Consider the following 25015-nt stretch of genomic DNA (forward strand, 5'->3'; position numbering starts at 1 on the left):
ACCTTCTACAACCGCCTGGCCAGTTGGGTCACCAACCACAAAGTAGCTGATCTCACCTCGGGTTTCCGCGTGGTGCGCGCCGACAAGTTCCGCCAGTTCCTCTATCTGCTGCCCAACGGCTTTTCCTACCCCACGACCAGCACCATGGCCTTCTTCCGCGCCGGTTACGCCGTCGGCTATCTGCCGATCCAGGCCCAAGCACGCAGCGGCAAGAGCCATATCCGCCCCCTGCGCGACGGGCTGCGCTTCGTGCTCATCATCTTCAAAATCGGCACGCTGTATTCGCCGCTGAAGGTCTTCGCCCCGGCCAGCTTCGCGTTCGCCCTACTGGGCTTGATCCGCTATCTCTGGACCTTCATCGAATCCGGGCGCTTCACCAACATGAGCCTGCTGCTGTTCACGGCCAGCGCGCTGATTTTTCTCATGGGCCTGATTTCTGAACAAATCGCCAACCTCATGTACGCCAACACCGAGCTGCGCCATGTGCCGCGGCGGCGCGATACGGATCGTTGAGGTACCGACGGCATGACAGCCTCGGCCGAGCGTCCCGTAGCGCTGGTGATCACCCGCAACCTGCCGCCCCTGATCGGCGGCATGGAACGACTCGTTTGGCACATCGTCGACGAACTGCGCGCCGACTATCGGGTTCATGTCATCGGCCCGGGAGGTTGCGCGCGCCACCTGCCGGCCGACGTTAACGCCACCGAAATCCCGCTCAAGCCGATGTTCCGCTACCTGCTGCGAACCAAGCTGGCAGCGATCGGACAGGCCCTCCGCCTGCGCCCCACGCTCGTCTTCGCCGGCAGCGGGCTGACCGCTCCCTTCGCCTGGCTTGCCGCCCGACTCACCGGCGCGCGCTGCATCAGCTATCTGCACGGCCTCGACATCGAAGCGCGCCATCCGATCTACCGTTTGCTCTGGCGCCCGTTCCAGCGCCGCTGCGATCGCGTGCTGGTCAACAGCCACTTCACCCAACAACTGGCCATCGAAGCGGGCATCGATTCCGAGCGCATCGCCATCCTCCACCCCGGCGTCGCGCTGCCCGACACCAGCCAGGCCGACAAGCTAGGAACCGAATTCCGTGCACGCCACGCGCTCGGCGACGCACCACTGATGCTTTACGTCGGGCGCATCACCACCCGCAAGGGACTGGCGGCATTCGTGCAAAACATCTTGCCGATCATTGTTGACCGGCATCCCACAGCCAAAGTCATCGTCATTGGCGACGAACCTACGCAGGCCTTGCACCATCAGACTGGTGAGCGACAACGCATACAACAAGCGTTGACCGACAAAAAACTTCAAGACAAGCTTTTATTCCTGCATGATGTAGACGACGCTTCGTTGCAAGCCGCCTATTTTGCCGCAGATGTTTTGATATTTCCCGTCCAAGACTTGCCTAACGACCACGAGGGTTTCGGCATGGTTGCCATTGAGGCCGCTGCTCATGGCCTACCCACAGTGGCCTTCGCTGTCGGCGGAGTCGTAGACGCGATCAAGAATCGTCATTCCGGAAACCTTGTTTCCCCTGGAGATATGGCCGCGTTCGCGCAAAACGTCATTGCTCTACTCGCCGTTACGCCCCCCGAGAGATCCGCCTGGGCAAATACCGCGCGAACCTTCGCTGCTAAATTCGCTTGGCCCAACTTCGGTCGACGGCTCATTCACCTATGTCAGCGTAGCGAAGTCGAAAGCCCATGACACAACAATCATCAATGCGCCAACCGCATGCTGTACTCGATCTACCTTCACGGCGCTTGAAAGGCCTAAAGATCGAACGTCTGCTTGACCTTGCCGATCTCCAACAACCGATCAAACTACTCGAAATCGGCACCGGCTCCGGTGGCATCGCTCATTACTTCGCCACCCACGAAACGCTCAACTGCATTGTTACAGCAGTAGATGTACTCGACCAACGCCTGCTGCGCGACACCTTCGATTTTCAGCTAGTTTCCGACACTATGCTGCCTTTTCCGAATGAGCATTTCGACTTAGTCATCAGCAACCACGTTATCGAACATGTGGGCGACGAAGCGGCGCAACGCCATCATCTCAGCGAAGTTCGGCGCGTCATGCGTCACACCGGTATCGGCTATCTCGCCGCCCCCAACCGATGGATGCTAGTCGAGCCACACTACCGACTTGCCTTCCTAAGTTGGCTGCCAAAGTCCTGGCGTACACCCTATCTGCGCGCGATGCGCCGAGGCAATGAATACGATTGCAATCCGCCCAGTTTAAGGCAGCTAGAGTGCATGCTAACCGACAGTGGTTTCGCCTACGAATATCTCTCCACCCACGCTCTGCGCGAAACGCTTAATATCGAGGGAAGCAAAGGGCTGATCGCCAAAGCCAGCGCCGCACTTCCCAATGCATGGCTTGATCGACTCGCTGCGATCAACCCAACGCTGATCTACAAACTGAACCGCACATGACCTCCACCCCACCTCGGCCCGCCGTCTGGTTCCCTGCAATTCGCGCCGGTAGCGGTACAGACGTTTTCACCGAGCGTCTCGCCGAAGGTTTGCGGCGGCGCGGCATCAGAGCGGAAATCAGCTGGCTGCCACATCGCGCCGAATATGCGCCTTGGACCGTCGCCAAGCCGCAGCCGCCCGAATGGGCCAATATTGTTCACGTCAACAGCGGGCTCCCGCGACGCTTCCTACCTTTGACTCTACCTGTCGTCGCCACAGTTCATGGCTGCGTCCACGATCCGACACTAACCTCATATAAAAGCCGCGCCCAGACCCTCTATCACCGATATTGGATATATAAAATTGAAGCGAACACACTGAGCATCGCGGATCGGATCGTAGCTGTCAGCCGCTACACCGCGCAGCAAACCTCGACCGCGTTCAATCGACAAGACATCGCCGTCATTCCTAACGCCATAGACCTGAGCGGCCCCTTCCAACCCGTCGAGCGCATCGCACCGCACAAGCCCTTTCGCTTGCTCTATGTTGGGAACTGGTCGCACCTGAAAGGCGTGGATTTACTAGCGCCCATCATGGAAATGCTGGGAACGGAATTCGAACTCTGCTACACGGCCGATCGCAAGAAATTACACAAGCGCCATACACTCCCCGCCAACAGCCGCTGCCTCGGGCGATTCAGCGAGCCAGCGCAACTGGCCGCCGTCTATCGAGAAGCAGACGCCCTAATATTTCCATCAAGAGTCGAAGGATTCGGGTTGGTAGCTCTAGAAGCACAGGCTAGCGGGACACCTGTAATCGCAACAAAAGTGGCGGCGCTACCAGAAGTCATTGATGATGGTATAACAGGCCTACTATGCTCACAAGATGATGTCTACACCTTCACCAGCGCAGCAAGGCGGCTAGCGAAAAATCTCGACTTATGGCACAGCATGAGAGGGGCGTCGAGGCGACACGTTGAAAGCCAATTCGACCTGAATATGATGCTCGATCGCTATGTCGAACAGTATCAAACCGCACTGATAGAATCAGAATAATCGCACAATTTCTGCATCGTTTTGTATTAACCTATTTCTTAATGCAGATGCGCAAGTACCTAGCCAGGGAGATGAGCACCGGTTGGTGTTTTACGGCCTCCCCCAGATAGAGCTGTACCGTGTTTACAACACGTTTTAGTGTTTTTCTCCACCCCGGCTCGAACTCCTTCTTAATACGTATTTCTCGCAGGTTCTCAATGAGCTTATCGAGTACCGGGGTGTGGGTTTGATATGTACCTATAGGTTTGTTCCGCCCCCAGTTACTGACTCTTTTCGGGATGTGCCTTTGTGGCTTGTTTGTCCATCTTGAAGCAGTTTCTTCACCCACCGCGTGATCGGTGGCGGCAACCTTCGCTGTGAGCTTTTCCAGTAAGTCTGCGACCCGTTCACCCGCATGGCCATCCATATAAGGCAAGTGTTCCTCAAGTGCGGTTGTGGGGTCTGGCAATTCGTGATCACCTGTAGCGAGATCGTCAATGAACTGCAGAACCTCTTCCGGACTGGATGCCTGTGCGTAGTGCCGGACCAAGGCGCTGGACTCCTCATTTAAGGGTTCGCCATCAGGGTTATGTAGCGCAAGAATCGGCTTGCCTGTAGCCAAGTATTCGAGAAGGAATGATCCTACATCGGTAAAAAGTGCATCGGAAATCTCAAATGCCGGTAGGTGGCTGGGGCTTTCATCTAGCACGATCCCGACATGCACCAACTCCTGACGCAATTGATCGATTTCGCTATAAGTCAAGATACCCTCGCGGGCGAGGACCGGGAACAGCCCCGGGTGGGGGCGCCAAAGAAGACAAAAGTTATCCTGATAACTTTTGGCAAATTCAAACAATTCCGGCCCGATCAAATCGAAGGTAGAGAAATTCAATGACTGCGAATAAGACGGTGAAAAACTGAAATGGGAGTTCCAGAGCACGACCATGCGTGCACCTATTCTGTCGCATAGCTCATTTGGCGAGGCAGCCGTGTTTAGGTGCTTGAGCAGTACATCGAAACGGGGATGGCCTAGCACATGCACATGTGCATCACCTGCGGGACAGTGCATCGCATACATTCTTTTCTCCCAATGCGAGCGCGCTATCACAGCGCTTGCGCCAACCTGGGTTCGTTGCGCAAATTGAAGTCGAAGGTTTTTCCTCCCCCCTCCCATGGACAGACCGTATGGAATGTAGATAGTGATGGGGATAGTTGCGGCTAGCTGCTTGAAATGCAAACCAGTCGGTCGCTCGCGGTCATAGGGATGATTGATAATAACTGCATCGAATTTACCCTTATCTAAGATCCAGCCTTCGCGCCATTCTTCAAAGCTGACATTTTTCGATTGCAGTAACAAGCGTATTTTTTCCTCCGAACGCGTGCTAGTTACTTTGTCCTCAGCGTTGTACGGGGTGATCAATACGACTGGTTCAAATCTCGGTCGAGAGGAAAGGGCCTCCCAAACGGAGGCTATATTTTCCCATGCCTCAGAGCGCTGCAATAAGATAAGAACGCGAGTTAATCTTTGAGTCATTTTCTGCGCGCCAATTTAGGGCTCATTTCTTTACTGACAGTCCAGCTATCGCGCGTTCCAAATCTTCGGAGGTATCGACTTCAAATAATTGCAGCTCCTGCGCACGAGCCGGGAGTATGGATTGTAGGCTTTCGAAAACATAACCTGATCCATCCCTCAAAATGTTTGGCGGACCCGAAAAAACATTTGCCCATTCATACTTTGCTGAAGGGCTTCGGTGAAATGCCTTCAGCTCTATTGAATCTCCGTTTTCGTTCTGTTGTGTACTAACGAAAACCGCTTGACTCGATTTTGCAGGTGTAATCCCAATAAGAAAACGCATCTTGACTGAATTTTCGATGAATCGTGTCAGCGATTCTTCATTTATGATGAGATCGCCATCCAGATAAAGGACTTTGTTGCTGAACCCGACGCTTCCCAAGCGTAAGCTATGGGCGGTGTTTGTACTCCTGAAGTCAGGGTTCCTCACCAACACCACGTCCCGGTAATAACGCGAGCAATATTCAGTGACGATATCCTCTCGGTAACCTACTACGATATGGATTCTGGGTACATGGGGACGTAGCGCACGAACAAGTCGAGACAGAATTGTCTGCCCATCAACTTCGATCATGCATTTAGGCAGACCCATCCCAAGTCTGGAACCTAGCCCGGCGCAAGCGATCACAGCCCCTTCAATAGATTGCATAACGTACCTGACGAATTGACAATAAATTGAGCTTCATTGATGGTGGCGAGCGCTGCAGCATGCACCCCCCCATAAGCAATACCGACATCGGCCGCTGCCAGCATATTTTGGTCGTTGGCACCATCACCCACGGCCACATAGCGATCGAAGTTATGAGTGGTGTGCAGGGCGGACAATGTCGCTCCTTTATCAATAATATAGTCGAGTTTCAAGCGTCCTTCGGCAATAGTTCCTTTAGAACAAAACCAGTAGCAAGGCAATTCCTGCATAAGAGGCTGAAGCCAGACATCCAGGTTTCCCGTGATGATGAAGCATCGATCCGCGTTTGAATGTATAAAATCAACAATCTGCGGGTCTAAGGGGACAGATCGTACGACTTCATTAACTCGTTCAGCACCCACTTGCCCTAGAATTAGACAACGTAGTCGCATTGAATCCGCAAACGGGATGTGTCCATCCATTGTTAGGCGCGTAAGGGTCGCGATTTCATCTGTTACGTCAAGCTCTGATGCTATACAGGGAAGAATTTCTGTTGTCGTAACCGTACCATCCAGGTCAAAGCAATACGCCGTATTCATGCCCTACGCTCCAGGAGAAGCCATCTTTGTCGCGTGTCTGTACGGTTATTGAGCGAAGGATCCTCATAAACATTGCCTTTTCCAGTAATTGAAAATCTAGTGTCTATAAACACTGAAATCACCATGGATTCTAGTTCTGATTCAGTGCGATAAATGGCGTTATAAACTTGATCAAGGTCAGCAGAATAATGTCTTTTAATGGTCAGGCGTGAATCCACCCCCATCGGTTCGCGCAGTAAGAGGCGGCCAGTTGACGAAAGCATCTCCATCATGGACCGCAAGCCCTCCAGCACCTCTTCATCGTTGAGATAAATCAGCACCCCCGCACACAGAATCCGATCGAAAGGTTTATTCTCCTGAATAGACTGTAATGTAAGCGCTTCAATGGGAGCGACTGAAAAACGACAGCGGGCACTATTCCTATAATGGTTGCGCGCAACGGACAGAAGCCCCTCATTGGAGTCAGTTCCATGGTAATAGGCACCGGATGCTAAAATGTCTCCAGTCCAGCGCCCTGTACCACACCCTACGTCAAGAACACGCTGAGAAGCATCTAGGTCGAGTAGAGGCATTAGCGATGCTTTCTCGGATGCATTCCGTCTTTCTGCAAGATCAGGATGCTTGTCTTGGTAGATAACCGCACGGATAGCACCAAGCTCGGCTGCCTTCCTTGCCCGCTCGTCAAAGAAAGAACCTACAGCTTCGCGATCGATGCGGGGTTTTTCCACGTCATCAGGATTTGAATAAATTCTGGTCATTGATTTTATCCCATCTATCCATGAAGTGCGTTGCATGCGAGGTGATAGCTTAAAGTTTGTCATGCTAATCAGTCGACTGCAGGCGTCTAGCGGAAATTTCTTATATACAGAAGAATAGGGGAAACTCCATTTTACTCCCCACCCGCAGCACTTGAGCCCCCCCTCGCTACAGTGCAACAACAAATAATATTAATCTGCAGCTGCGCGTATAATGCTAGCATTCAAGAGCATCATCAGGGGAATGGCCGCCATTACCGCTTCGGCCGCATATGTTGCCCCAACCGCACCTCGCCAGCCCCAGCGGGGAATCGCCCAAAGGTTTATCAACACATTGGTGATTGCACCCAAAGTCAAAATGAGTGCCAATACCCTTTGCTGACCGGATCCAATCAGAACCTGCTGCATAAGGGATCGCGGCAGAACCGCGAGCGGCAACCATGACAACCGGCCACTTCCCAGGTGGCCAGGCGCGCGAGCATGATTTTATCGATGTCTATGTATACTTTCTGCGCCGCGCCCCCGACCGAAAATGGCCAACCCTCGCGCGCGGCCCGAGCGAGCCCGTGCCAACTAAGTTCAACACCTAAACCAAAGTCGTGCCGCAGCAGCCAAAGCGCATAGCTTGTTGAGACAGCGGCTGCGAGCAGGTATGCCGCCGCCCACACCGACAGACGCGCCGATGCCGGCAACAGAAGGGCCAGCGGCAAGATCAAGGCGACAGCAAGCCGCGGCAGGATAGGGGCAAGCACCATACGCGCCGCACGGCCAATGCGTTCGTGTCCTTGATACGCCCGCACGGCCGCCAGCGTAAGAGGCGCGGAGAGAATTTCCGCTGCGCCGATGCAAATAGTCGCCACCCAACCAATCCGGTTAGGCAATATTACCCATGCTAGCAGAAGATAAGTAGCAAACAGGATCGGCACTGTAACCAGCAGCGCAGCGAGCGTGCGTCCCCAACTTTCGGCAAATACAGCGGGATCTCGAGCCGTATCGCGCAACATGATCATGGGCACGCCGACACCGCCGAAAACTCCAACGGCCATGGCCAGAGCGAGGACGGCAGCATAGGCGCCATAAAGCTCGACGCCGAGTACGCGGGCAACAATAAGGAAAACGACACCCTGCGCCACGGTGCGCAAACCCAAGCCGGCTGTCATGGCGAACGTACCTTTGGCCAGTTTACCGAGGCGCCAGGCAAGCAGGCGGCGAAGCCAGAGCTTCAATGCAGCGGCTCCTGATGGCTCAGACTGACGCAGTAGGACAGATAGTCGACAGAGCCATGCAAAGGCTGGCCTGGTGCGGCGCTTAATGCAGTTTGTTGAGGCAACATCGGCGATATCATGGCATGTTATGGTGAAAGCTGACGCCATCAGCCGTATCTTGACACAAGCTGTCGCCCAATACGCCCGTTTCGTGGGATAGATCACGCCTCGATTCGGGAATAAATAGTCAATGCGCTACGCTTACCCCCTACCGGCGCCGAACCGGCCAACCGCACACCGCTTGAATTGACTTTATAGCCGTATTGACTAACATGCTGACTGTATTGGGTTTAAGAATACAGCACTGCTCGGGAGTTCCAATACGATGTCTACGCCCGCGACGCGGCTGAGGCTCAGCGGCCTCGCGCGCCATTTGGTGACTGCCGGACTACTGCAGGAGGCCGAAGCCGTCAGCCTCCAGGAAGAGTCCCAGCACAAGCGCATTCCTTTGGTCAGCCTGCTGACCAAGCAAGGTCATCTGACTGCCGCTCAGGTAGCTCAGGCCGCGTCTCAGGAATTCGGCATTCCGCTGCTGGATCTTGCTGCGCTCGACCCCGAACTGCTCCCGAAAAGCCTGATCAACGAGAAAATGGTGCGCCAAAGCCGCGCGCTGCCGGTGTTCCAGCGCGGCAACCGACTGTTCGTGGCGATCTCCGACCCGATGAACCTCACTGCGGTCGACGAGATCAAGTTCAACACCGGTGTGCAGACCGAGCCCCTACTGGTCGAAGACGACAAACTAGACCAGTACATAGACGAAGCGCTACGTTCGGTCGACACAGCGATGGACGACCTGATCGGCGACTCCGACCTCGAAGGACTCGACAATCTTGAGATAGCCGACGACGCCCAGGAACAGCAGGTCACCACCGGCTCGGAAGCCGACGATGCGCCGGTCGTGCGCTACGTCAACAAAGTCCTGCTCGACGCGATCAAGCGTGGCGCTTCCGACATCCATTTCGAGCCCTACGAGAAGTATTTCCGGCTAAGGCTGCGTATCGACGGCATGCTACATGAAGTAGGCCGTCCGCCGGTCGCCATGGCGGCACGCTTAGCGTCTCGCATCAAGGTCATGTCGCGCATGGACGTGGTCGAGCGGCGCAAGCCGCAGGACGGTCGCATCAAGCTGCAGATCAGCAAGAACCGCTCAATCGACTTCCGCGTCAATACGCTGCCAACGCTGTTCGGCGAAAAGATCGTGCTGCGCATCCTCGATCCGACCTCCGCGCAGATTGGCGTGGAAGGCCTCGGGTTCGAAGAGGAGCAGAAGGAGGTATATCTCGAGACGCTCAAGAAACCCTACGGCATGATCCTAGTCACAGGCCCGACTGGCAGCGGCAAGACCGTCACGCTCTATACCGGCCTGGGCATTCTCAATACCGAGGATCGCAACATCTCTACCGCTGAGGATCCAGCGGAAATCAACATGCCGGGGGTCAATCAGGTCAACGTAAACCCGAAGGTCGGCTTGACCTTCGCCGAGGCGCTGCGCTCCTTCCTACGCCAGGATCCCGACGTGGTGATGGTCGGCGAGATTCGCGACCTGGAAACCGCCGAGATCGCCATCAAGGCCGCTCAGACCGGCCATTTGGTGCTCTCGACCCTACATACCAACGACGCCCCACAGACGTTGACCCGCCTGATGAACATGGGCGTGCCGACCTACAACATTGCCAACTCGGTGTCGCTGATCATCGCGCAGCGCCTCGCTCGACGCCTGTGCCCCAGTTGCAAGCAGGCGCACGAGATTCCCGAGGAAGCCCTGGTCGAAGAGGGGTTTACGCCGGAAGAGGCCCGCGGACTCACCATTTACAAGCCCAATCTCGACGGCTGCAACAAATGCAGCGGCGGTTACAAGGGTCGCATGGGCATCTATCAGGTCATGCCCATCTCCGAAGACATGGGCAGGCTGATCATGGAGGGCGGCAACGCCATCGTGCTCGCCGAACAAGCCGAACGCGAAGGAATTCCCGACTTGCGCCAATCGGGACTACGCAAGGTCCGCGACGGGTTGACCAGTCTGGACGAACTCAATCGCGTTACAAAGGACTGAACTCCTACCTGATGTTACGATAGCCACAACGATTAGGGACTCGCGCACTGCACTCACGGGCCGCAGATAACCTTTAAGACCAAAGAGACCGTCATGGCCGCGAAAGCACCGAGCAAAACGATCTTCACCTGGGAAGGCGTGGACAGGAAGGGCATCCGCATCAAAGGTGAAAACGAGGCGATGAGCGAAGCGTTGCTCAAAGCCGATCTGCGCCGCCAGGGCATCAACCCGGTCCGGGTTCGCAAGAAACCAAAACCGCTGTTCGGCGGCGGCAAGAAAATCAATGGCAAGGACATTGCCGTCTTCGCGCGCCAGCTGGCGACCATGATGAGTGCTGGCGTACCGCTGGTGCAGGCGCTGGACATCATCGGCCAGGGGCATGAAAAACCTTCCATGCAAACCATGGTGTTCAATATCAAGGGCGAGGTCGAAGGCGGCAACAATCTGGCCGACGCTCTGGCCAAGCATCCGGACCAGTTCGACGAACTGTTCGTCAATCTGGTCCGCGCCGGCGAACAATCCGGCTCTCTGGAAACCCTGCTCGACAAGATCGCGACCTACAAGGAAAAGACCGAGGCGATCAAAGCCAAGATCAAGAAAGCGCTAATGTATCCCGCAGCCGTGGTGGTGGTCGCCTTCATCGTATCGGCCATCCTGCTGATTTTCGTGGTACCGCAATTCCAAAAGCTGTTTCAGGGTTTCGGTGCCTCCCTACCCGCGTTCACCCTGTTCGTGATCCACCTCTCCAATATTTTCCAGAAATGGTGGTATGTCATTTTTGCCGCCATAGGCGCCAGTGGATGGCTATTCGCCCGCGCCTATAAGACCTCGACCGCGTTTCACCGCCAGATCGACCGCTGGATCCTGCGCATTCCGATCTTCGGCACGCTTCTAGCCAAATCGGCTATCGCTCGCTTCGCGCGCACGCTTGCCACCATGTTCGCGGCCGGCGTACCGCTGGTCGAAGCGCTGGAATCGGTTGCCGGCGCCACCGGCAACATGAGTTACGCCGAAGCAACGATGAAAATGCGTGAGGACACCTCCGCCGGCTCGCAACTACGCCAGTCCATGCGACAGTTCACCAGCCTGTTCCCGAACATGGCACTGCAGATGGTGGCGATCGGAGAAGAAGCCGGCTCGCTGGATCAAATGCTATCCAAAGTCGCCGATTTCTACGAGGAGGAGGTAGACGTCATGGTCGACGGTCTGTCCAGCCTGCTCGAACCTCTGATCATGGTAATTCTAGGCGTAATCGTGGGTGGCCTGGTCATCGCCATGTACCTGCCGATCTTCAAACTCGGCTCGGTCGTTTGACGCAACGAAAGGACGGTTGTCGCCTCCTCCCATCCGATTTCGAACACTCCACCCCTCGCCAACGGAATCCCCGTCACTCCCCAGGCCGAAAGCACACATGCCGCTAGAACCCTCGCTGCTGTATTACGTCACCGTCGCCCTGCTCGGGCTGGTGGTTGGCAGCTTCCTCAACGTCGTCATACACCGCCTGCCACGCATGCTGGAACGCCGATGGCAGGCTGAGTGCCGGGAACTGAACGGGACCGAAACTCCTGTCGTCGAACAAACGCCTTACAACCTGGTCGTGCCCGGCTCCAACTGCCCGGCCTGCGGCCACAAGATACGTCCATGGGAAAACATCCCGTTGCTCAGCTACCTGCTGCTGCGCGGGCGTTGTTCGGCCTGCGGCGTACACATCTCGGTTCGTTATCCACTGATCGAACTCGTGGCAGGTCTGGCAGCGCTCGCTGTCGCCTGGCACTACGGTCCCGGCTGGCAGACCGCGGTAGCCCTCGTATTCACCTGGGCGCTGCTCGCGCTGACCATGATCGATCTGGAAACACAACTGCTGCCCGACAGCATCACCCTACCACTGCTCTGGCTAGGTCTGCTGGTCAACCTCAAAGGCATGTTCGTTCCGCTGTCCAGCGCAGTGATCGGCGCCGCCACCGGCTATCTTGCGTTGTGGGCGGTATACCATACGTTCCGCCTGCTAACCGGCAAGGAGGGCATGGGCTATGGCGACTTCAAACTGCTTGCTGCACTCGGAGCCTGGTTCGGCTGGCAAATGCTGCCGCTAACCATTCTGCTGTCGTCGCTGGTCGGCGCCGTGATCGGGCTGGGCCTAATGGCATTCAGGAATCATGCGCGCGAAGTACCGATCCCGTTCGGCCCCTACCTGGCCGTGGCCGGCTGGATCGCATTGCTCTGGGGCACCTCGTTGACCGAAGCCTACCTGCGCTTCGCTCATCTCGGCTAAAGAATATCACCATGCTCCGTATCGGCCTGACAGGCGGCATAGGCAGCGGCAAATCAACCGTAGCGAACTGTTTCGCCCGCCTCGGCATCACGGTCATCGACAGCGACGTCATCGCCCGTGAACTGGTCCACTCCGGCAGCGAAGCACTACAGGAGATCGTCGAAACCTTCGGTGAAGGTGTTCTGCGCACAGACGGCAGTCTGGACCGCGCGACTCTACGCCGACGGATTTTCGGCGACGACGGTGCACGCGAGAAACTCGAAAGCATTCTGCACCCCAGAATCCGGCAGGAGTTACAGGCGCGTACGGCAGACGTCACCGGGCCCTACGCCATACTGGTGATTCCTCTGCTGATCGAACAGAACTGGATAGCCGAAGTCGACCGTGTACTAGTCGTCGACTGTAGTCCTGAAACGCAGATCAGCAGAACGATGGTGCGCGACCATGTCAGCGCTGAAGAGGCTCGTGCCGTGCTCAAAAGCCAGGCCAGCCGGGAGCAACGCCTGTCTGGAGCTGACGACGTCATCGACAACGACCGCGATCGTCAGGACCTGGATACCCGTGTTGCACAACTCGACCGGCTCTACCGTCAAATCGGCGACGCGCCATAAGGCGCACGATATCAACGAGCAGACTGAACCAGACCGCTTAGCCTGCAAAACTGAACGTTTGTATTAAGCGTTCGAATGTGGACAATAGGTGCCTAAATTTTGACGCCAATGGATCGACTGTGAACGACTTCGTCATCTACGAACAGCCGCTGAACGAGCGCATGCGTACCTTCCTGCGCATGGAACAGCTCATGCAACGGCTGCACAAGGCGATGGACGGCGGAGAAGTATGGCAATCCCACTGCGCGCTCAGCATCCTGATCGAACTGGTCAACTTGGTCATGCGCGTGGACGTCAAAAACGACCTGATGCTCGAACTCGAACGCCAGGGCGCCAACCTCACCCGTCTCCAGGCGCAGGAGGACGTCGACCAGAGTCGTCTGCAGGACATCGTCGATCAGCAGCGCGAACTCAGTCAGCAACTGCACGGCATGTCCGGGCAACTTGCCCAACATTTGATGCGCAACGAACTCCTGGGCAGCCTGAGGCAGAGGTTGAGCATCCCCGGCGGCACCTGTGACTTCGACCTCCCGGCTTATCACTACTGGCTGTCGCGCAGCTCGGAACGGCGTACCGAGTTGCTCAAAACCTGGATCGAGCCTTTCGAAAATGTACTGGAAGCCGTCGAACTGGTACTTGGCCTGATCCGGGACAGCGCCGTGTTCGAATCGACCTCCGCCGCTCGCGGCTTCTTTCAACAGGCTCTCAACGCCGACTCGCCCAATCAGTTGCTGCGCGTGCGGATGCCGACACATTCGGAAGTCTTCCCCGAAATCAGTGCCGGCAAACACCGCTTCACCATCCGTTTCCTCGAACAAGCCGACATCACCAGTCGTCCATCCCAGACCGAGAAGGATATCGACTTCGAATTCGCCACTTGCGCCCTGTAGCCTCAATTTCCAAGGCTGCGGCATCAGTTGCTACAAGGGCGTAACCCATCCGAAAAGGTGACTCTTGCCGGACTTGCCCGACCTTCCATCGGGGCACGCCGGCCTATCCGCCACTCCAATACGCCGAGATACCCGCAGCGCCATGCCCGCCACAGTCGTGTATGGTCGGCAGATCCGCAGGGCCTACTCCACCAAGCGCGTATACCGGCACCTTCGCTGCAGCGCACATTGCGGCGAAGCGATCCCACCCCAGGACAGGTGCTCCGGGATGGCTGTCGGTGGGCCGAACCGGCGAACAAAGGACGTAGTCAACGCCTAACGACTCGGCCAACTCCAATTCGGCGACAGTGTGGCATGACGCCCCCACCAGCATCCCTGTCGGCAGTTCAACACCGGCCTTCGCCAGTGCCGCGGCGCGACCGGCACTCAGGTGCACGCCGTGCGTGCCAGCGCGCTGCGCGAGTTCCGGCATGGCATTAAGCAGCAACCTCGCCCCAACGCCTTCGCAAAGCCGAATCGCTTCCTGCGCCAAACACAGCAACTCCTCCTCGGACAGTGTTTTCGCGCGTAACTGCACTAGGCGCACACCGGCCTCAAGAAGCGCGCGCAGGCGTGCAATGAAGGCCACATCAGCCGGCCCCACCGGCTCCGGCGTAATCAGGTATTGGTGCGGTAGCGCAATCGCCGCGAGGATCCCCCGGTTGGCCGCCGGCAGCTCCAGACCGGGCAGCTCATCCTGCACGTACCAGCGCAAAGGCTGACCTTCACGCCCTTCCGGCACTCCCTGATAGTCCGTTACCCGGCGCACATGCAGATGCACGTCAAGCTCGGGATAGCTGAAGGGAATTTCGATCAGAGGCTCGGAACCGAGCACTTCGATGCCGAGTTCCTCTCGAAGCTCGCGGGCGAGCGCTGAATGCGCCGATTCACCGGCTTCGAACTTGCCGCCGGGAAACTCCCAGCGACCGCCCTCATGGGCATCCACGCGGCGGCGGGTGAGCAGATAGCGTCCCGCGTGCTCGATGACGCCGACGGCAACATGCAGCTCACTTATCATAAGTATGTGCAAACGAATAGAAGCAGTTGCATTTAGACCTCAGCTAGCGTCGCACGTACCGTCCATACCCGCCCTAGCTGCCTGTTCACGAACTAGTGAATCCAGCAAGCCTCAGCTGCGATACTCGGCATTGATGCGCACGTAGTCGTGGCTCAGGTCGGTCGTCCATATCCGCGTATCGGCATCACCGCGACCAAGACCGATGCGAATGTTGATCTCTTCGCCTGCCATGGCCTCAACGCCCTGCGCCTCGGTATACCCCGGATCGCGGCCGCCATCGCGTGCGATGCTCACGCCGTTTATCGTCAGCCACACCCCGTCCGCATCCAGGCCTTCGATACCGGCGCGTCCGACAGCCGCCAGAATACGCCCCCAATTCGGATCGCTCGCGAACAATGCGGTCTTGACCAGCGGCGAATGCGCAACCGTAAACGCGACCTGGCGAGCCTCTTCCGTCGTGGCGGCTTCGACGACCTCTAGCGTGACGAACTTGGTCGCCCCCTCCCCGTCACGCACGATCGCCTGCGCGAGTTGCTGGCAAACCTCCTCCAGCACGATGCTGAACGCACGGTAGGCATCGCTGTCGACACTGTCCACCGTCGCCCCACTGCTTCCGGTCGCCAACAGGATGCAAGCATCGTTGGTGGAGGTATCGCCGTCTACCGTAATGCTGTTGAACGAGCTGCCTACCGCGCTCTCCAGCGTGCTTTGCAGCAGTCCTGGAGCCAGATCGGCGTCGGTACCGATAAACGCCAGCATGGTGGCCATGTCCGGGTGAATCATGCCGGAACCCTTGGCGATACCGGTCACGGTAACCGTCCTGCCACCGATCTCGACCTGGCGCGACGCCCCCTTCGGCACGGTGTCCGTGGTCATAATGGCACGCGCCGCGTCCATCCATGCCTCAGAACCGGAATGCAGATCGATCAACAGATGGTCGATAGCCGGACCGAAGCGGTGCACCGGCAGGAGTTCGCCGATGACGCCCGTGGAGAAAGGCAGCACAGCCGCCTCGATACAGGCCGCACGCTCGGCCAGCAGGCGACAGCTCTCGCGTGCATCACGCAGGCCTTCCTCGCCGGTTCCGGCATTCGCGTTGCCGGCATTGATCAACAGGAAACGCGGAGTAGCCGTAGCCAGATGCTCTCGGGCAACCGTCACCGGCGCCGCGCAAAAGGCGTTGCGCGTGAACACGGCTGCAGCGCGCGTGCCATGCACCACTTCCATGACGGCGACGTCCGTGCGGCCCTGGTAGCGAATGCCGGCTTCGGCCGTAGCGAGCCGGATGCCCTTGATGGGCACCAGGGTTTCAGGAGGTTTCAGACCGACGGCCATGACATGACCTCAATTGAGCTTGCCGTGGCAATGCTTGAATTTCTTTCCGGAGCCGCACCAACAGGGCTCGTTGCGTCCGAGCTTAGGTTGTTCGCGGCGGTACGGCTGCGCATGCGCCTCCTCACCTTCGGGCGCCTCAGGCGCCCCATCCTCCGAGCCGGAGTAGGCGCTAGTCGCTTCGGGATGGGAAAACTGCATCTGCTGGGCCTGACGCTGTGCTGCTTCGGCCTCGCTGAGGGCCTGCGGCGACATCACCTGCACGCGCATCAGTACCGACACGACCTCGCGCTTGAGCGCCTCGAGCATCGACTGAAACATCTCGAACGCTTCGCGCTTGTACTCCTGCTTGGGATCCTTCTGCGCATAGCCGCGCAGCCCGATACCCTGGCGCAGATAATCCATGGCCGCCAGATGCTCCTTCCACTGACTATCGAGTACCTGCAGCATGACGTCCTTCTCGATGCGTCGCATCAGCTCGGCGCCGAAGGACTCTTCCTTCACCGCCATGGCCGCCTCGGCTTCCTCGAAGATGCGCTCACGCAGACCTTCCTCATGCAGCGAGTCGTCCTCGTCGAGCCACTGCTGCAGCGGCAGGTTCATGGCGTAGTCGCGATCCAGTGCCTCTGTCAGACCGGCGATGTCCCACTGCTCGTCCATGCTGCCCGGCTCGATATAGGTATCGATGACCGACTCGATCACATCTGCGCGGATCGTTCGGATCGTCTCGAACACATCGTCAGAGGTCAGCAGTTCGCGGCGCTGCTCGTAAATCACTTTGCGCTGGTCATTGGCGACGTCGTCGTATTCGAGCAGGTCCTTGCGAATGTCGAAGTTATGCCCTTCGACCTTGCGCTGGGCGTTCTCGATGGCGCGCGTCACCCAAGAACTCTCGATCGCCTCGCCCTTCTGCATGCCCAGACGCTGCATCATGCCCTTCACCCTGTCAGAGGCGAAGATACGCATCAGGTTATCTTCCAGCGACAGGTAGAAGCGCGTCGACCCCGGGTCGCCCTGGCGACCGGCGCGGCCGCGCAGCTGGTTGTCGATGCGGCGGGACTCGTGACGCTCGGTACCGGTGATGTGCAGACCGCCGGCGGCGATAACGGCCTCGTGGCAGCTCCGCCACTCGCTGCGCACGCGTTCGCGCTCGGTCTCGTCCGCATCCTCGGAAAGCTTGGCCAGTTCCGCCTGGAGGCTGCCGCCGAGCACGATGTCGGTTCCGCGGCCTGCCATGTTCGTAGCGATGGTCACGGCGCCCGGTTTGCCCGCCTCGGCAATGATATGCGCCTCGCGTTCGTGCTGCTTGGCATTGAGCACCTCGTGCCCGATCCCCAGCTTCTTCAGCTTACCCGAAATCAGCTCCGAAGCCTCGATCGACGCGGTACCGACCAGCACCGGGCGCTTAGCCTCGACACACTCCCGAAGGTCTTCGATGATGGCGTCGAACTTCTCCTCGGCGCTGAGATAGATCAGATCCTGCTCATCCTTGCGCACCATCGGACGATTGGTCGGGATCACCACCACTTCCAGGCCGTATATCTGCTGAAATTCGTAGGCCTCGGTATCGGCCGTGCCGGTCATGCCGGACAGGCGTTCGTAGAGACGAAAATAATTCTGGAAGGTAATCGAGGCGAGGGTCTGATTCTCGTTCTGGATCGTCACCCCCTCCTTGGCCTCCACCGCCTGGTGCAGACCTTCGGACCAACGCCGCCCCGGCATCGTACGGCCGGTGAACTCGTCGACGATGATAATCTCACCGTCGCGGACGATATAGTCGACATTGCGATGGTACAGCGCGTGCGCACGCAAGCCGGCGTTGAGATGGTGCATCAGCCCGATATTGGCCACGTCGTAAAGAGACGCGCCCTCGGTCAGCAAACCGGCCTTTTCGAGCAGTTCCTCGACGCGCTGATGGCCTTCCTCGGACAGCAGCACCTGCTTGAGTTTCTCGTCGACCAGATAGTCGCCCGGCGCCTCCTCTTCCTCCTGAGCGCTCAGATTCGGAATCAGGGCATTGATCTGCTGGTACAGCTCGGAGTTCTCGTTGGTCGGCCCCGAGATGATCAGCGGCGTACGCGCCTCGTCGATGAGGATGGAGTCGACTTCGTCAACCACCGAGAAGTACAACTCCCGCTGTACCTGCTCATCGACGGAAAACGCCATGTTGTCGCGCAGGTAGTCGAAGCCGAACTCGTTGTTGGTGCCGTAGGTAATGTCGGCGCCGTAAGCCGCTCGACGCTCTTCCGGGCTCAGGCCAGCGACGATCACCCCGGTGCTCAGACCGAGGTAGCCGTAGAGCTGACTCATCCACTCGGCATCGCGAGTCGCCAGATAATCGTTGACGGTCACGACGTGTACGCCGCGTCCGGTCAAGCCGTTCAGATAGACCGGCAGGGTCGCGACCAGCGTCTTGCCCTCACCGGTCTTCATCTCCGCGATCTTGCCTTCGTGCAGCACCATGCCGCCGATGAGCTGCACGTCGTAGTGACGCATGCCCATGACCCGGCGGCTGGCCTCGCGCACGGTGGCGAATGCCTCGGGAAGCAAATCGTCCAGGGACTCTCCGGCGGCCAACCGTTCCTTGAACTCGGCAGTCTTGGCCTTGAGGACCGCTTCGTCGAGCGCCTGAAATTCCTCTTCGAGCGCATTGATGCGGCCCACCAGACGGCCATAGCGCTTGATCTGCCGCTCGTTGCGACTTCCGAAAACCTTGGTCAGAACCTTACCGAGCATGCGCACACGTTCCGCTGCGAGTGGGAATATGGATAAAAGCGGGATGGTACCAGAATTGAAGCGCCCAAGCGGAATGCACAGCCAGCGCGAAGTTCAGGCGAAACCGCGCCGGCAAAAGAAAACAGCTCAGTTACGGGCCTGCTTGATGTACTTCAGAGGATTGATCGCGTGACCGTGGTAGCGCACCTCGAGATGCACATGCGGACCGGTCGAACGCCCAGTCGAGCCCAGCTGGGAGATGACCTGCCCGCTCTTGACCACCTGCCCCACTTTCACGTCGATACGCTCATTGTGGCCGTAGCGAGTGGAATAGCCGTCACCGTGATCGATTTCGACCATATTACCGTATCCGCCATCCCTGCCCGCGAACGTCACTACTCCGCTGGCAATCGCATGGACGTTCTCGCCTTCGCGACCGGCAAAGTCGATGCCGGGATGGAATCCGGGTTTGCCGGTAAACGGGTCGATGCGGGGGCCGTAGTACGACGAAATCCAACCTTTCTTGATCGGCCACCCTGCCGGGGTGGTTTCTGCGAGCAGACGACGGCTCGACAAGACCTGGCCCAGCACCTTGAGCTGCGACTGGCGGTCACTGAGCTGCCGACTGAGGACGTCTATTTCATGCTGGATCTGCGTCTCGCCATAAGCGTTCTGGATGGTCGGCTCCTGCGATCCGCCCCGGCCAGGGGGATGGCTGAAATCGAACTCCTTGGGATCGAGCTTGGCCATCTTCACCAATTTCCCACCCAGGGCGTCTATACGCATCACATCGGCCTGCAGCTCGCCCATCCGCTGGGTGAGCGCATCGATTCGCGCATTGGCGGTCTGACGCGTCACCTCGACTTCGCGCTGCGACTGCGCTACCGCCTGCTGCCAGCCGAACACCAGATGACTGAGTCCGAAACGCATCCCCAGGTAATAACCGCCGCCCATCAACCCAGCCGCCAGCACCAGCGTGAGACCTGAGGCGATTACATAGTGATACCAGCGACCAAGGGTCAGCTGGCGACTCGGACAGCCATTGCGGCCCAGCAAGATGATATTCATATGACGCTCATGTCGCTCCGGGGTCCACCGGTAGGACTACCCCGTAGTCCCGGCAACCTCCGCTGATCATTCAGCTGTCGGCAGGTTGCACCTAGATTCGAGGAGTCCGTTGGCAAACGTTCCCATACAGCTCCGCGAATGGATTCTATTATCATTGGCCCGCGGCAGAGCCGGAAAAATGGATTTTCGGTAAACTGACGGACAACTTTCAAGCCCAGAACCCGACCAACCGACGGGCGGACCCGCCAAACCGATACGCAAACCATGCGACGCATCAATCAATTCCTGCCCACCGAACTGCTGTCGCAGGCGGCGCGCTTCGACGCCGTCACGCATGCCCTACGCGGAATTCTGCCCCAGAGCATGGCCGAGCACGTCTGGTTCGCCGGCACGCGCGGTGACAGCGCCGTGTTGATCACCGACAGCAGCAGCTGGGTCACCCCGTTGCGCTTCGAACAGAACACGATACTGCTTCACCTGGAACGCTGCTGCCAAATCAGCAGTCAGCGCATCGCCATCAAAGTCTCGCCCGACGGCCGCCCTGCTCTGAAGTGAGTCAGTCAGCCCAGCGCGGGCTGCGCTTCGGCATACGAAATGGGCGCCTCGCTGGCATCGTCGAAGCTGACTTCCTCCCAGGCATCGGGCTGCTCCATCAGCTCCCGCAGCAACCTGTTGTTCAGTGCATGCCCGGACTTGTAACCGGTGAACGCGCCGATCAGGCTATGCCCCAGCAGGTAGAGGTCGCCGATCGCATCCAGCACCTTGTGCTTGACGAACTCGTCCTCATAACGCAGTCCCTCTTCATTCAGAACCCGGTAATCGTCAAGCACGATCGCATTGTCGAAGCTCCCGCCACGTACCAGATTGAGCTGGCGCAGGGCCTCGAATTCGCGCATGAACCCGAAGGTACGCGCCCGGCTGACCTCCTTCACGAAAGAGGTGCTGGAGAAGTCCAGTTCGGTGAACTGCACACCGTTCTTGAACACGGGATGATCGAAATCGATACCAAACCCGACCTTGAACCCATCAAAAGGCTCGAAACGCACCCATTTATCGCCGTCTTCGACGGAAATCTTACGCTTGATGCGAATGAAACGCTTCGGCGCGCTCTGTTCCTGAATACCCGCAGACTGCAGCAAAAAGACGAACGGGCCGGCACTGCCGTCCATGATCGGCACTTCCGACGAACTGACCTCGACGATCAGATTGTCGACGCCGAGCCCCGCCACCGCGGACAGCAGATGCTCGACCGTCGACACCGAAATTTCGCCCCGCACCAGAGTGGTGGACAGTCGGGTATCGCCGACGTTCAGCGGAGTGGCCTTGATGTCTACGACCGGATCCAGATCCGAGCGACGAAACACGACGCCGGTGTCAACCGGAGCGGGGTGCAGGGTCAGAAGGACCTTTTCCCCGGTGTGAAGGCCTACGCCAGTGGCCCGAATAGGATTTTTGAGCGTACGCTGTCTTATCAACTCTTGTTACCTCATGCGCCGACTCATCGCCCGCATCCAATCGAGCGACTGCCTACTTGTCTCCATTACGCCTAGCAACACTTGCGCCAGCCAAAAACCGCCAAGCCCTGCCGAGTCAGCTGAAATTCAGCCGGTAATTCTAGCGCAGGCTCACGGCCGCCGCACCTTCTTTGTGCAAAACGGCCGAAAACGCCCCACTTTCCGATCAATCGGCCTGTTTGCGCAGGAACGCCGGAATGTCGAGATAGTCGGCGCCGCTGTAGTCCACCGCAGCGGACCCTTCCACATGCGGGGACTTGCGCATCACGGTGGGTCGAGCGTACTTGTCGTAGTCGACACGCCCGTCTCGCCCCTTCTCGATACCGGCGAACGGAGACGGCGGCACTTCGGCTACGGTCGGCTTGCGGCCAAGCCCGGTCGCCACCAGTGTTACCCGCACCTCGTCGGTCATATCCGGATCGATAACCGTACCGATCACCACGTTAGCATCGTTCTGCGCCAGTGCCTCGATTTCCGATCCCACCGTTTCGAATTCGTCCATGGCGAAATCCAGACCGGCGGTGACATTGACCAGAATCCCCTTAGCGCCAGCGATATTGACGTCCTCCAGCAGCGGACTGGAAATCGCCGCCTGCGCCGCAACGCGCGCCCGCTCTTCGCCCGAACCCGAGCCGGTACCCATCATCGCCATGCCCATTTCCGACATGACCGTGCGCACGTCGGCGAAGTCGACGTTGATCAGACCGGGACGCGTAATCAGCTCGGCAATGCCCTGCACGGCGCCGTACAGTACGTCGTTGGCGGACTTGAACGCATCCAGCAAGGTCACGCCCTTGCCCAGCACCGTGAGCAGCTTCTCGTTGGGGATCGTGATCAGCGAATCGACGTGCTTGCCCAGCTCTTCGATCGCGATCCTCCATCGCCGCCTGACGGCCCAGTTCAGGGTTGGCGCCTGCGCCCAAACCCTTGGTGATATTGGTGCCAAGCTGCAGCACTGTCTTGGCGGCGCTGTTCTTCAGCGCCTGTGCGTCGGTGTTGGCGCAGATGAACTCCACGCCCTCGATGCTGGCATTGACCATGTGCTGCACGGCGTTGCCGCCGCCGCCGCCGACACCCACCACCTTGATCACTGCATTCTGCGAAAACGAATCGACGAGTTCGAACATATTGACCTCCATTAACCGCGCGCGAAGTTCGAATCAAAAGTTCCCTTGGAACCAACTTTTCATACGTTGCCAGACACCTTGTGCTGACTGCCCTGCGTTCATACGCTCGGGCCACCCTTGACTACGGTGTTGACTCCCATAAAGCACCAGACCCACGCCGGTGGCGTGAATCGGATTACGCACCACGTCCACCAGGCCGCTGACGTACTGCGGCAGACCCAGGCGAACGGGCATGTGAAACACTTCCTCGGCCAGCTCGACGACGCCCTCCATCTTCGAGGAGCCCCCGGTCAGCACGACGCCGGCAGCGACCAGATCCTCGTAACCGCTGCGACGCAGCTCGGCCTGCACCAGATTGAGCAATTCCTCGTAGCGGGGTTCGACCACCTCGGCCAAGGTCTGTCGCGACAGGCGCCGCGGCGGCCGGTCGCCCACGCTGGGCACCTCGATGCTTTCCTCAGGGTTAGCCAGCTGGCGCAAAGCGCAGGCATAGCGGATCTTGATGTCCTCGGCATGCTGAGTGGGCGTACGCAGAGCCACCGCGATGTCGTTGGTAACCTGATCCCCGGCGATGGGGATGACCGCCGAGTGGCGGATCGCTCCTCCGGTGAACACCGCGATATCGGTGGTGCCGCCGCCGATGTCGACCAGGCACACGCCGAGTTCCTTCTCATCCTCGGTGAGCACCGAATGGCTCGACGCCAGCTGTTCGAGGATGATGTCCTCGACCTCCAGCCCACAACGACGTACGCACTTGATGATGTTCTGCGCCGCGCTGACCGCGCCGGTCACCAGATGCACCTTGGCTTCCAGGCGCACTCCGGACATGCCTACCGGCTCACGGATGCCTTCCTGGTCGTCGATGATGAATTCCTGCGCCAGCACGTGCAGGATCTGCTGATCGGCCGGGATCGCCACCGCGCGGGCGGCGTCCATCACGCGCTCGACGTCGCTCTGGGTGACCTCCTTGTCCTTGATCGCCACGATGCCGTGCGAGTTCAGGCTACGCACATGGCTGCCGGCGATGCCGGCATAGACCGAGTGGATCTGCACCCCGGCCATCAGTTCGGCCTCCTCCACCGCGCGCTGCATCGACTGCACCGTGGATTCGATGTTGACCACCACGCCCTTTTTCAGGCCACGCGACGGATGCGAGCCGATGCCTACGATGTCGACCGTGCCCTCGGTATTGATCTCGCCGACGATGGCCACGACCTTTGACGTGCCGATGTCCAGACCGACGATCATCCCTCTGTCCGCTCGCTTGGACATAATTCAGTGTCTCCCTGATGCTGCCGCGGCCTGGGCGGCGGATGATTTCCAGGCAACGGCAAAGCCGTTCGTGTAACGCAGATCGATGCGCTGGATATCTGCAGCTCTACCGGCCAGCACGCGTCGGTAGACCGCGACCATCCGCGCCATTCGCTGCATGTCCCAGTCGCGGCCGATGACGACTTCGATGCCATTGTCCAGGCGCAGCCGGAAGGCGCGTCGTGCGTTCTCGCTTAAGGCGACGACCCGCAGACCAATCTGTGCGAACAACTTGCTGACCGCTGCATAGCGACTCATCAAATCACGCTCCTTGCCGTCGGGCCCCGACAGATCGGGCAACCCCTTGGGAAATGTCCGCAGCGGCGGGCGAAACACCGTGCCCGACTGACTGAGAAGCTCGCCGCGGTTCCAACGCGCCACCGGGCGCTGCTCCTCGATGCGTATCGCCAGACCGTTCGGCCATACGCGCCGCACGTCGGCCTGCGCCACCCAGGGCAGAGCCCCGAGCGCCTCGGCGATCGAGTGCAGATCCACACCGAAAAACCCGCCGCACAGATGCGCGTCCACCACCTTGCGCACCTGTGCCGCCGGCACGTGGGTCAACTCCCCGCTTACCGACACCGTGCGGATCGGCAAGGCCGCCGGCGACTGCAACCAGCGCCACAACGCATGCCCGCCGCCGGCCAGCGCACCGACCAGCAGCAAAATGCCGATTCTCGGCAACCAAAATCGCAGTGGCGCCAGACGCTGCGAAAGCGGCCTGCCGGCCTTGGCCTTCGGGCGCCGCTTCGTCACCGCACCGCGGCGCCGTGGCGGACGTAAACCTGTCATCGCAAGCA

General features: G+C 58.7%; 21 protein-coding genes and 2 pseudogenes. 10 read left to right on the top strand and 13 right to left on the bottom strand.

Annotation, left to right across the window (positions count from 1 at the left end; genetic code table 11):
- The 4 genes and pseudogenes from P8014_RS14815 to P8014_RS14830 form a co-directional block, all read left to right on the top strand.
- A pseudogene (locus P8014_RS14815) lies at positions 1 to 513 on the top strand (glycosyltransferase family 2 protein); the annotation flags it as partial.
- A gap of 12 nt (positions 514 to 525) precedes the next feature.
- On the top strand, positions 526 to 1701 hold the full coding sequence (locus P8014_RS14820) for a glycosyltransferase family 4 protein (protein ID WP_337818107.1): 1176 nt from the start codon (positions 526 to 528) through the stop codon (positions 1699 to 1701).
- Entirely contained in the window at positions 1698 to 2432 is a 735-nt protein-coding gene (locus P8014_RS14825; protein ID WP_337818108.1) for a methyltransferase domain-containing protein, read from the top strand. The genes P8014_RS14820 and P8014_RS14825 overlap by 4 nt, the downstream gene beginning before the upstream one ends.
- Complete coding sequence (locus P8014_RS14830; protein ID WP_337818109.1) at positions 2429 to 3466, top strand: glycosyltransferase family 4 protein; 1038 nt, start codon at positions 2429 to 2431, stop codon at positions 3464 to 3466. Before P8014_RS14825 ends, P8014_RS14830 begins: the two co-directional genes overlap by 4 nt.
- Positions 3467 to 3497: 31 nt before the next feature.
- On the opposite strand, the gene P8014_RS14835 is transcribed toward P8014_RS14830, so the two are convergent.
- The 5 genes from P8014_RS14835 to P8014_RS14855 form a co-directional block, all read right to left on the bottom strand.
- Positions 3498 to 4802: a CDP-glycerol glycerophosphotransferase family protein gene (locus tag P8014_RS14835; RefSeq protein WP_337818110.1), complete on the bottom strand. Its 1305-nt coding sequence runs from the start codon at positions 4800 to 4802 to the stop codon at positions 3498 to 3500.
- A 199-nt stretch (positions 4803 to 5001) separates the two neighbouring features.
- On the bottom strand, positions 5002 to 5592 hold the full coding sequence (locus P8014_RS14840) for a DUF6564 domain-containing protein (protein ID WP_337818111.1): 591 nt from the start codon (positions 5590 to 5592) through the stop codon (positions 5002 to 5004).
- Positions 5593 to 5642: 50 nt separating this feature from the next.
- A complete protein-coding gene (locus P8014_RS14845) occupies positions 5643 to 6245 on the bottom strand; it encodes an HAD family phosphatase (protein WP_337818112.1) in 603 nt (200 codons plus the stop codon).
- Positions 6242 to 7003, bottom strand: a complete 762-nt coding sequence (locus P8014_RS14850) for a class I SAM-dependent methyltransferase (protein ID WP_337818113.1) — start codon at positions 7001 to 7003, stop codon at positions 6242 to 6244. Before P8014_RS14850 ends, P8014_RS14845 begins: the two co-directional genes overlap by 4 nt.
- Before the next feature lie 389 nt (positions 7004 to 7392).
- Positions 7393 to 8226 (bottom strand): oligosaccharide flippase family protein, encoded by an 834-nt coding sequence (locus P8014_RS14855; protein ID WP_337818114.1) that lies wholly within the window; start codon positions 8224 to 8226, stop codon positions 7393 to 7395.
- A gap of 364 nt (positions 8227 to 8590) precedes the next feature.
- Between P8014_RS14855 and pilB the strand changes: the two genes are divergently transcribed.
- The 5 genes from pilB (at position 8591) to zapD (ending at position 14091) form a co-directional block, all read left to right on the top strand.
- Positions 8591 to 10318, top strand: coding sequence for a type IV-A pilus assembly ATPase PilB (pilB, locus tag P8014_RS14860; RefSeq protein ID WP_337818115.1), 1728 nt, complete (start codon positions 8591 to 8593; stop codon positions 10316 to 10318).
- A gap of 93 nt (positions 10319 to 10411) precedes the next feature.
- Positions 10412 to 11632: a type II secretion system F family protein gene (locus P8014_RS14865; RefSeq protein WP_337818116.1), complete on the top strand. Its 1221-nt coding sequence runs from the start codon at positions 10412 to 10414 to the stop codon at positions 11630 to 11632.
- Positions 11633 to 11729: 97 nt separating this feature from the next.
- Positions 11730 to 12590 (top strand): A24 family peptidase, encoded by an 861-nt coding sequence (locus P8014_RS14870; protein WP_337818117.1) that lies wholly within the window; start codon positions 11730 to 11732, stop codon positions 12588 to 12590.
- Between the two features lie 11 nt (positions 12591 to 12601).
- Positions 12602 to 13201 (top strand): dephospho-CoA kinase, encoded by a 600-nt coding sequence (coaE, locus tag P8014_RS14875; RefSeq protein ID WP_337818118.1) that lies wholly within the window; start codon positions 12602 to 12604, stop codon positions 13199 to 13201.
- Between the two features lie 119 nt (positions 13202 to 13320).
- Positions 13321 to 14091: a cell division protein ZapD gene (gene zapD, locus P8014_RS14880; protein ID WP_337818119.1), complete on the top strand. Its 771-nt coding sequence runs from the start codon at positions 13321 to 13323 to the stop codon at positions 14089 to 14091.
- Positions 14092 to 14194: 103 nt separating this feature from the next.
- On the opposite strand, the gene P8014_RS14885 is transcribed toward zapD, so the two are convergent.
- From P8014_RS14885 to P8014_RS14900, 4 genes are all read right to left on the bottom strand, one after another.
- Positions 14195 to 15148, bottom strand: a complete 954-nt coding sequence (locus P8014_RS14885; RefSeq protein WP_337818120.1) for a Nudix family hydrolase — start codon at positions 15146 to 15148, stop codon at positions 14195 to 14197.
- Positions 15149 to 15259: 111 nt separating this feature from the next.
- Entirely contained in the window at positions 15260 to 16483 is a 1224-nt protein-coding gene (gene argJ / locus P8014_RS14890; RefSeq protein ID WP_337818121.1) for a bifunctional glutamate N-acetyltransferase/amino-acid acetyltransferase ArgJ, read from the bottom strand.
- Positions 16484 to 16492: 9 nt separating this feature from the next.
- Positions 16493 to 19216 carry a preprotein translocase subunit SecA gene (secA, locus tag P8014_RS14895; RefSeq protein WP_337818122.1) on the bottom strand — a complete coding sequence of 908 codons (2724 nt, stop codon included), beginning with the start codon at positions 19214 to 19216 and terminating at the stop codon, positions 16493 to 16495.
- 126 nt (positions 19217 to 19342) lie between these two features.
- The gene (locus P8014_RS14900) at positions 19343 to 20263 is read right to left on the bottom strand and encodes a M23 family metallopeptidase (RefSeq protein WP_337818123.1); all 921 of its coding nucleotides are present in this window, start codon (positions 20261 to 20263) and stop codon (positions 19343 to 19345) included.
- A gap of 264 nt (positions 20264 to 20527) precedes the next feature.
- Between P8014_RS14900 and P8014_RS14905 the strand changes: the two genes are divergently transcribed.
- Positions 20528 to 20818 carry a DciA family protein gene (locus tag P8014_RS14905; RefSeq protein WP_337818124.1) on the top strand — a complete coding sequence of 97 codons (291 nt, stop codon included), beginning with the start codon at positions 20528 to 20530 and terminating at the stop codon, positions 20816 to 20818.
- A 5-nt stretch (positions 20819 to 20823) separates the two neighbouring features.
- Here P8014_RS14905 and lpxC read toward each other — a convergent pair whose 3' ends face one another.
- The 4 genes and pseudogenes from lpxC to P8014_RS14925 all read right to left on the bottom strand — a co-directional run bounded on the left by lpxC (position 20824) and on the right by P8014_RS14925 (position 25007).
- Complete coding sequence (gene lpxC, locus P8014_RS14910; RefSeq protein ID WP_337818125.1) at positions 20824 to 21738, bottom strand: UDP-3-O-acyl-N-acetylglucosamine deacetylase; 915 nt, start codon at positions 21736 to 21738, stop codon at positions 20824 to 20826.
- A gap of 205 nt (positions 21739 to 21943) precedes the next feature.
- A pseudogene (locus tag P8014_RS14915) lies at positions 21944 to 22904 on the bottom strand (cell division protein FtsZ).
- A gap of 33 nt (positions 22905 to 22937) precedes the next feature.
- Positions 22938 to 24176: a cell division protein FtsA gene (ftsA, locus tag P8014_RS14920; RefSeq protein WP_337818126.1), complete on the bottom strand. Its 1239-nt coding sequence runs from the start codon at positions 24174 to 24176 to the stop codon at positions 22938 to 22940.
- 3 nt (positions 24177 to 24179) lie between these two features.
- Complete coding sequence (locus tag P8014_RS14925; protein WP_337818127.1) at positions 24180 to 25007, bottom strand: cell division protein FtsQ/DivIB; 828 nt, start codon at positions 25005 to 25007, stop codon at positions 24180 to 24182.
- Between the last annotated feature and the right edge of the window lie 8 nt (positions 25008 to 25015).

This window comes from Acidihalobacter sp., from assembly GCF_037381185.1.
Classification (GTDB): domain Bacteria; phylum Pseudomonadota; class Gammaproteobacteria; order DSM-5130; family Acidihalobacteraceae; genus Acidihalobacter_A.

Excerpts from the sequence above, each read along its gene's own strand:
- P8014_RS14820 (WP_337818107.1), top strand. The coding sequence starts at position 526 with ATGACAGCCTCGGCCGAGCGTCCCGTAGCGCTGGTGATCACCCGCAAC.
- P8014_RS14825 (WP_337818108.1), top strand. The coding sequence starts at position 1,698 with ATGACACAACAATCATCAATGCGCCAACCGCATGCTGTACTCGATCTA.
- P8014_RS14830 (WP_337818109.1), top strand. The coding sequence starts at position 2,429 with ATGACCTCCACCCCACCTCGGCCCGCCGTCTGGTTCCCTGCAATTCGC.
- P8014_RS14840 (WP_337818111.1), bottom strand. The coding sequence starts at position 5,592 with ATGATCGAAGTTGATGGGCAGACAATTCTGTCTCGACTTGTTCGTGCG.
- P8014_RS14845 (WP_337818112.1), bottom strand. The coding sequence starts at position 6,245 with ATGAATACGGCGTATTGCTTTGACCTGGATGGTACGGTTACGACAACA.
- P8014_RS14850 (WP_337818113.1), bottom strand. The coding sequence starts at position 7,003 with ATGACCAGAATTTATTCAAATCCTGATGACGTGGAAAAACCCCGCATC.
- pilB (WP_337818115.1), top strand. The coding sequence starts at position 8,591 with ATGTCTACGCCCGCGACGCGGCTGAGGCTCAGCGGCCTCGCGCGCCAT.
- P8014_RS14865 (WP_337818116.1), top strand. The coding sequence starts at position 10,412 with ATGGCCGCGAAAGCACCGAGCAAAACGATCTTCACCTGGGAAGGCGTG.
- P8014_RS14870 (WP_337818117.1), top strand. The coding sequence starts at position 11,730 with ATGCCGCTAGAACCCTCGCTGCTGTATTACGTCACCGTCGCCCTGCTC.
- coaE (WP_337818118.1), top strand. The coding sequence starts at position 12,602 with ATGCTCCGTATCGGCCTGACAGGCGGCATAGGCAGCGGCAAATCAACC.
- P8014_RS14885 (WP_337818120.1), bottom strand. The coding sequence starts at position 15,148 with ATGATAAGTGAGCTGCATGTTGCCGTCGGCGTCATCGAGCACGCGGGA.
- argJ (WP_337818121.1), bottom strand. The coding sequence starts at position 16,483 with ATGGCCGTCGGTCTGAAACCTCCTGAAACCCTGGTGCCCATCAAGGGC.
- secA (WP_337818122.1), bottom strand. The coding sequence starts at position 19,216 with ATGCTCGGTAAGGTTCTGACCAAGGTTTTCGGAAGTCGCAACGAGCGG.
- P8014_RS14900 (WP_337818123.1), bottom strand. The coding sequence starts at position 20,263 with ATGAATATCATCTTGCTGGGCCGCAATGGCTGTCCGAGTCGCCAGCTG.
- P8014_RS14905 (WP_337818124.1), top strand. The coding sequence starts at position 20,528 with ATGCGACGCATCAATCAATTCCTGCCCACCGAACTGCTGTCGCAGGCG.
- ftsA (WP_337818126.1), bottom strand. The coding sequence starts at position 24,176 with ATGTCCAAGCGAGCGGACAGAGGGATGATCGTCGGTCTGGACATCGGC.
- P8014_RS14925 (WP_337818127.1), bottom strand. The coding sequence starts at position 25,007 with ATGACAGGTTTACGTCCGCCACGGCGCCGCGGTGCGGTGACGAAGCGG.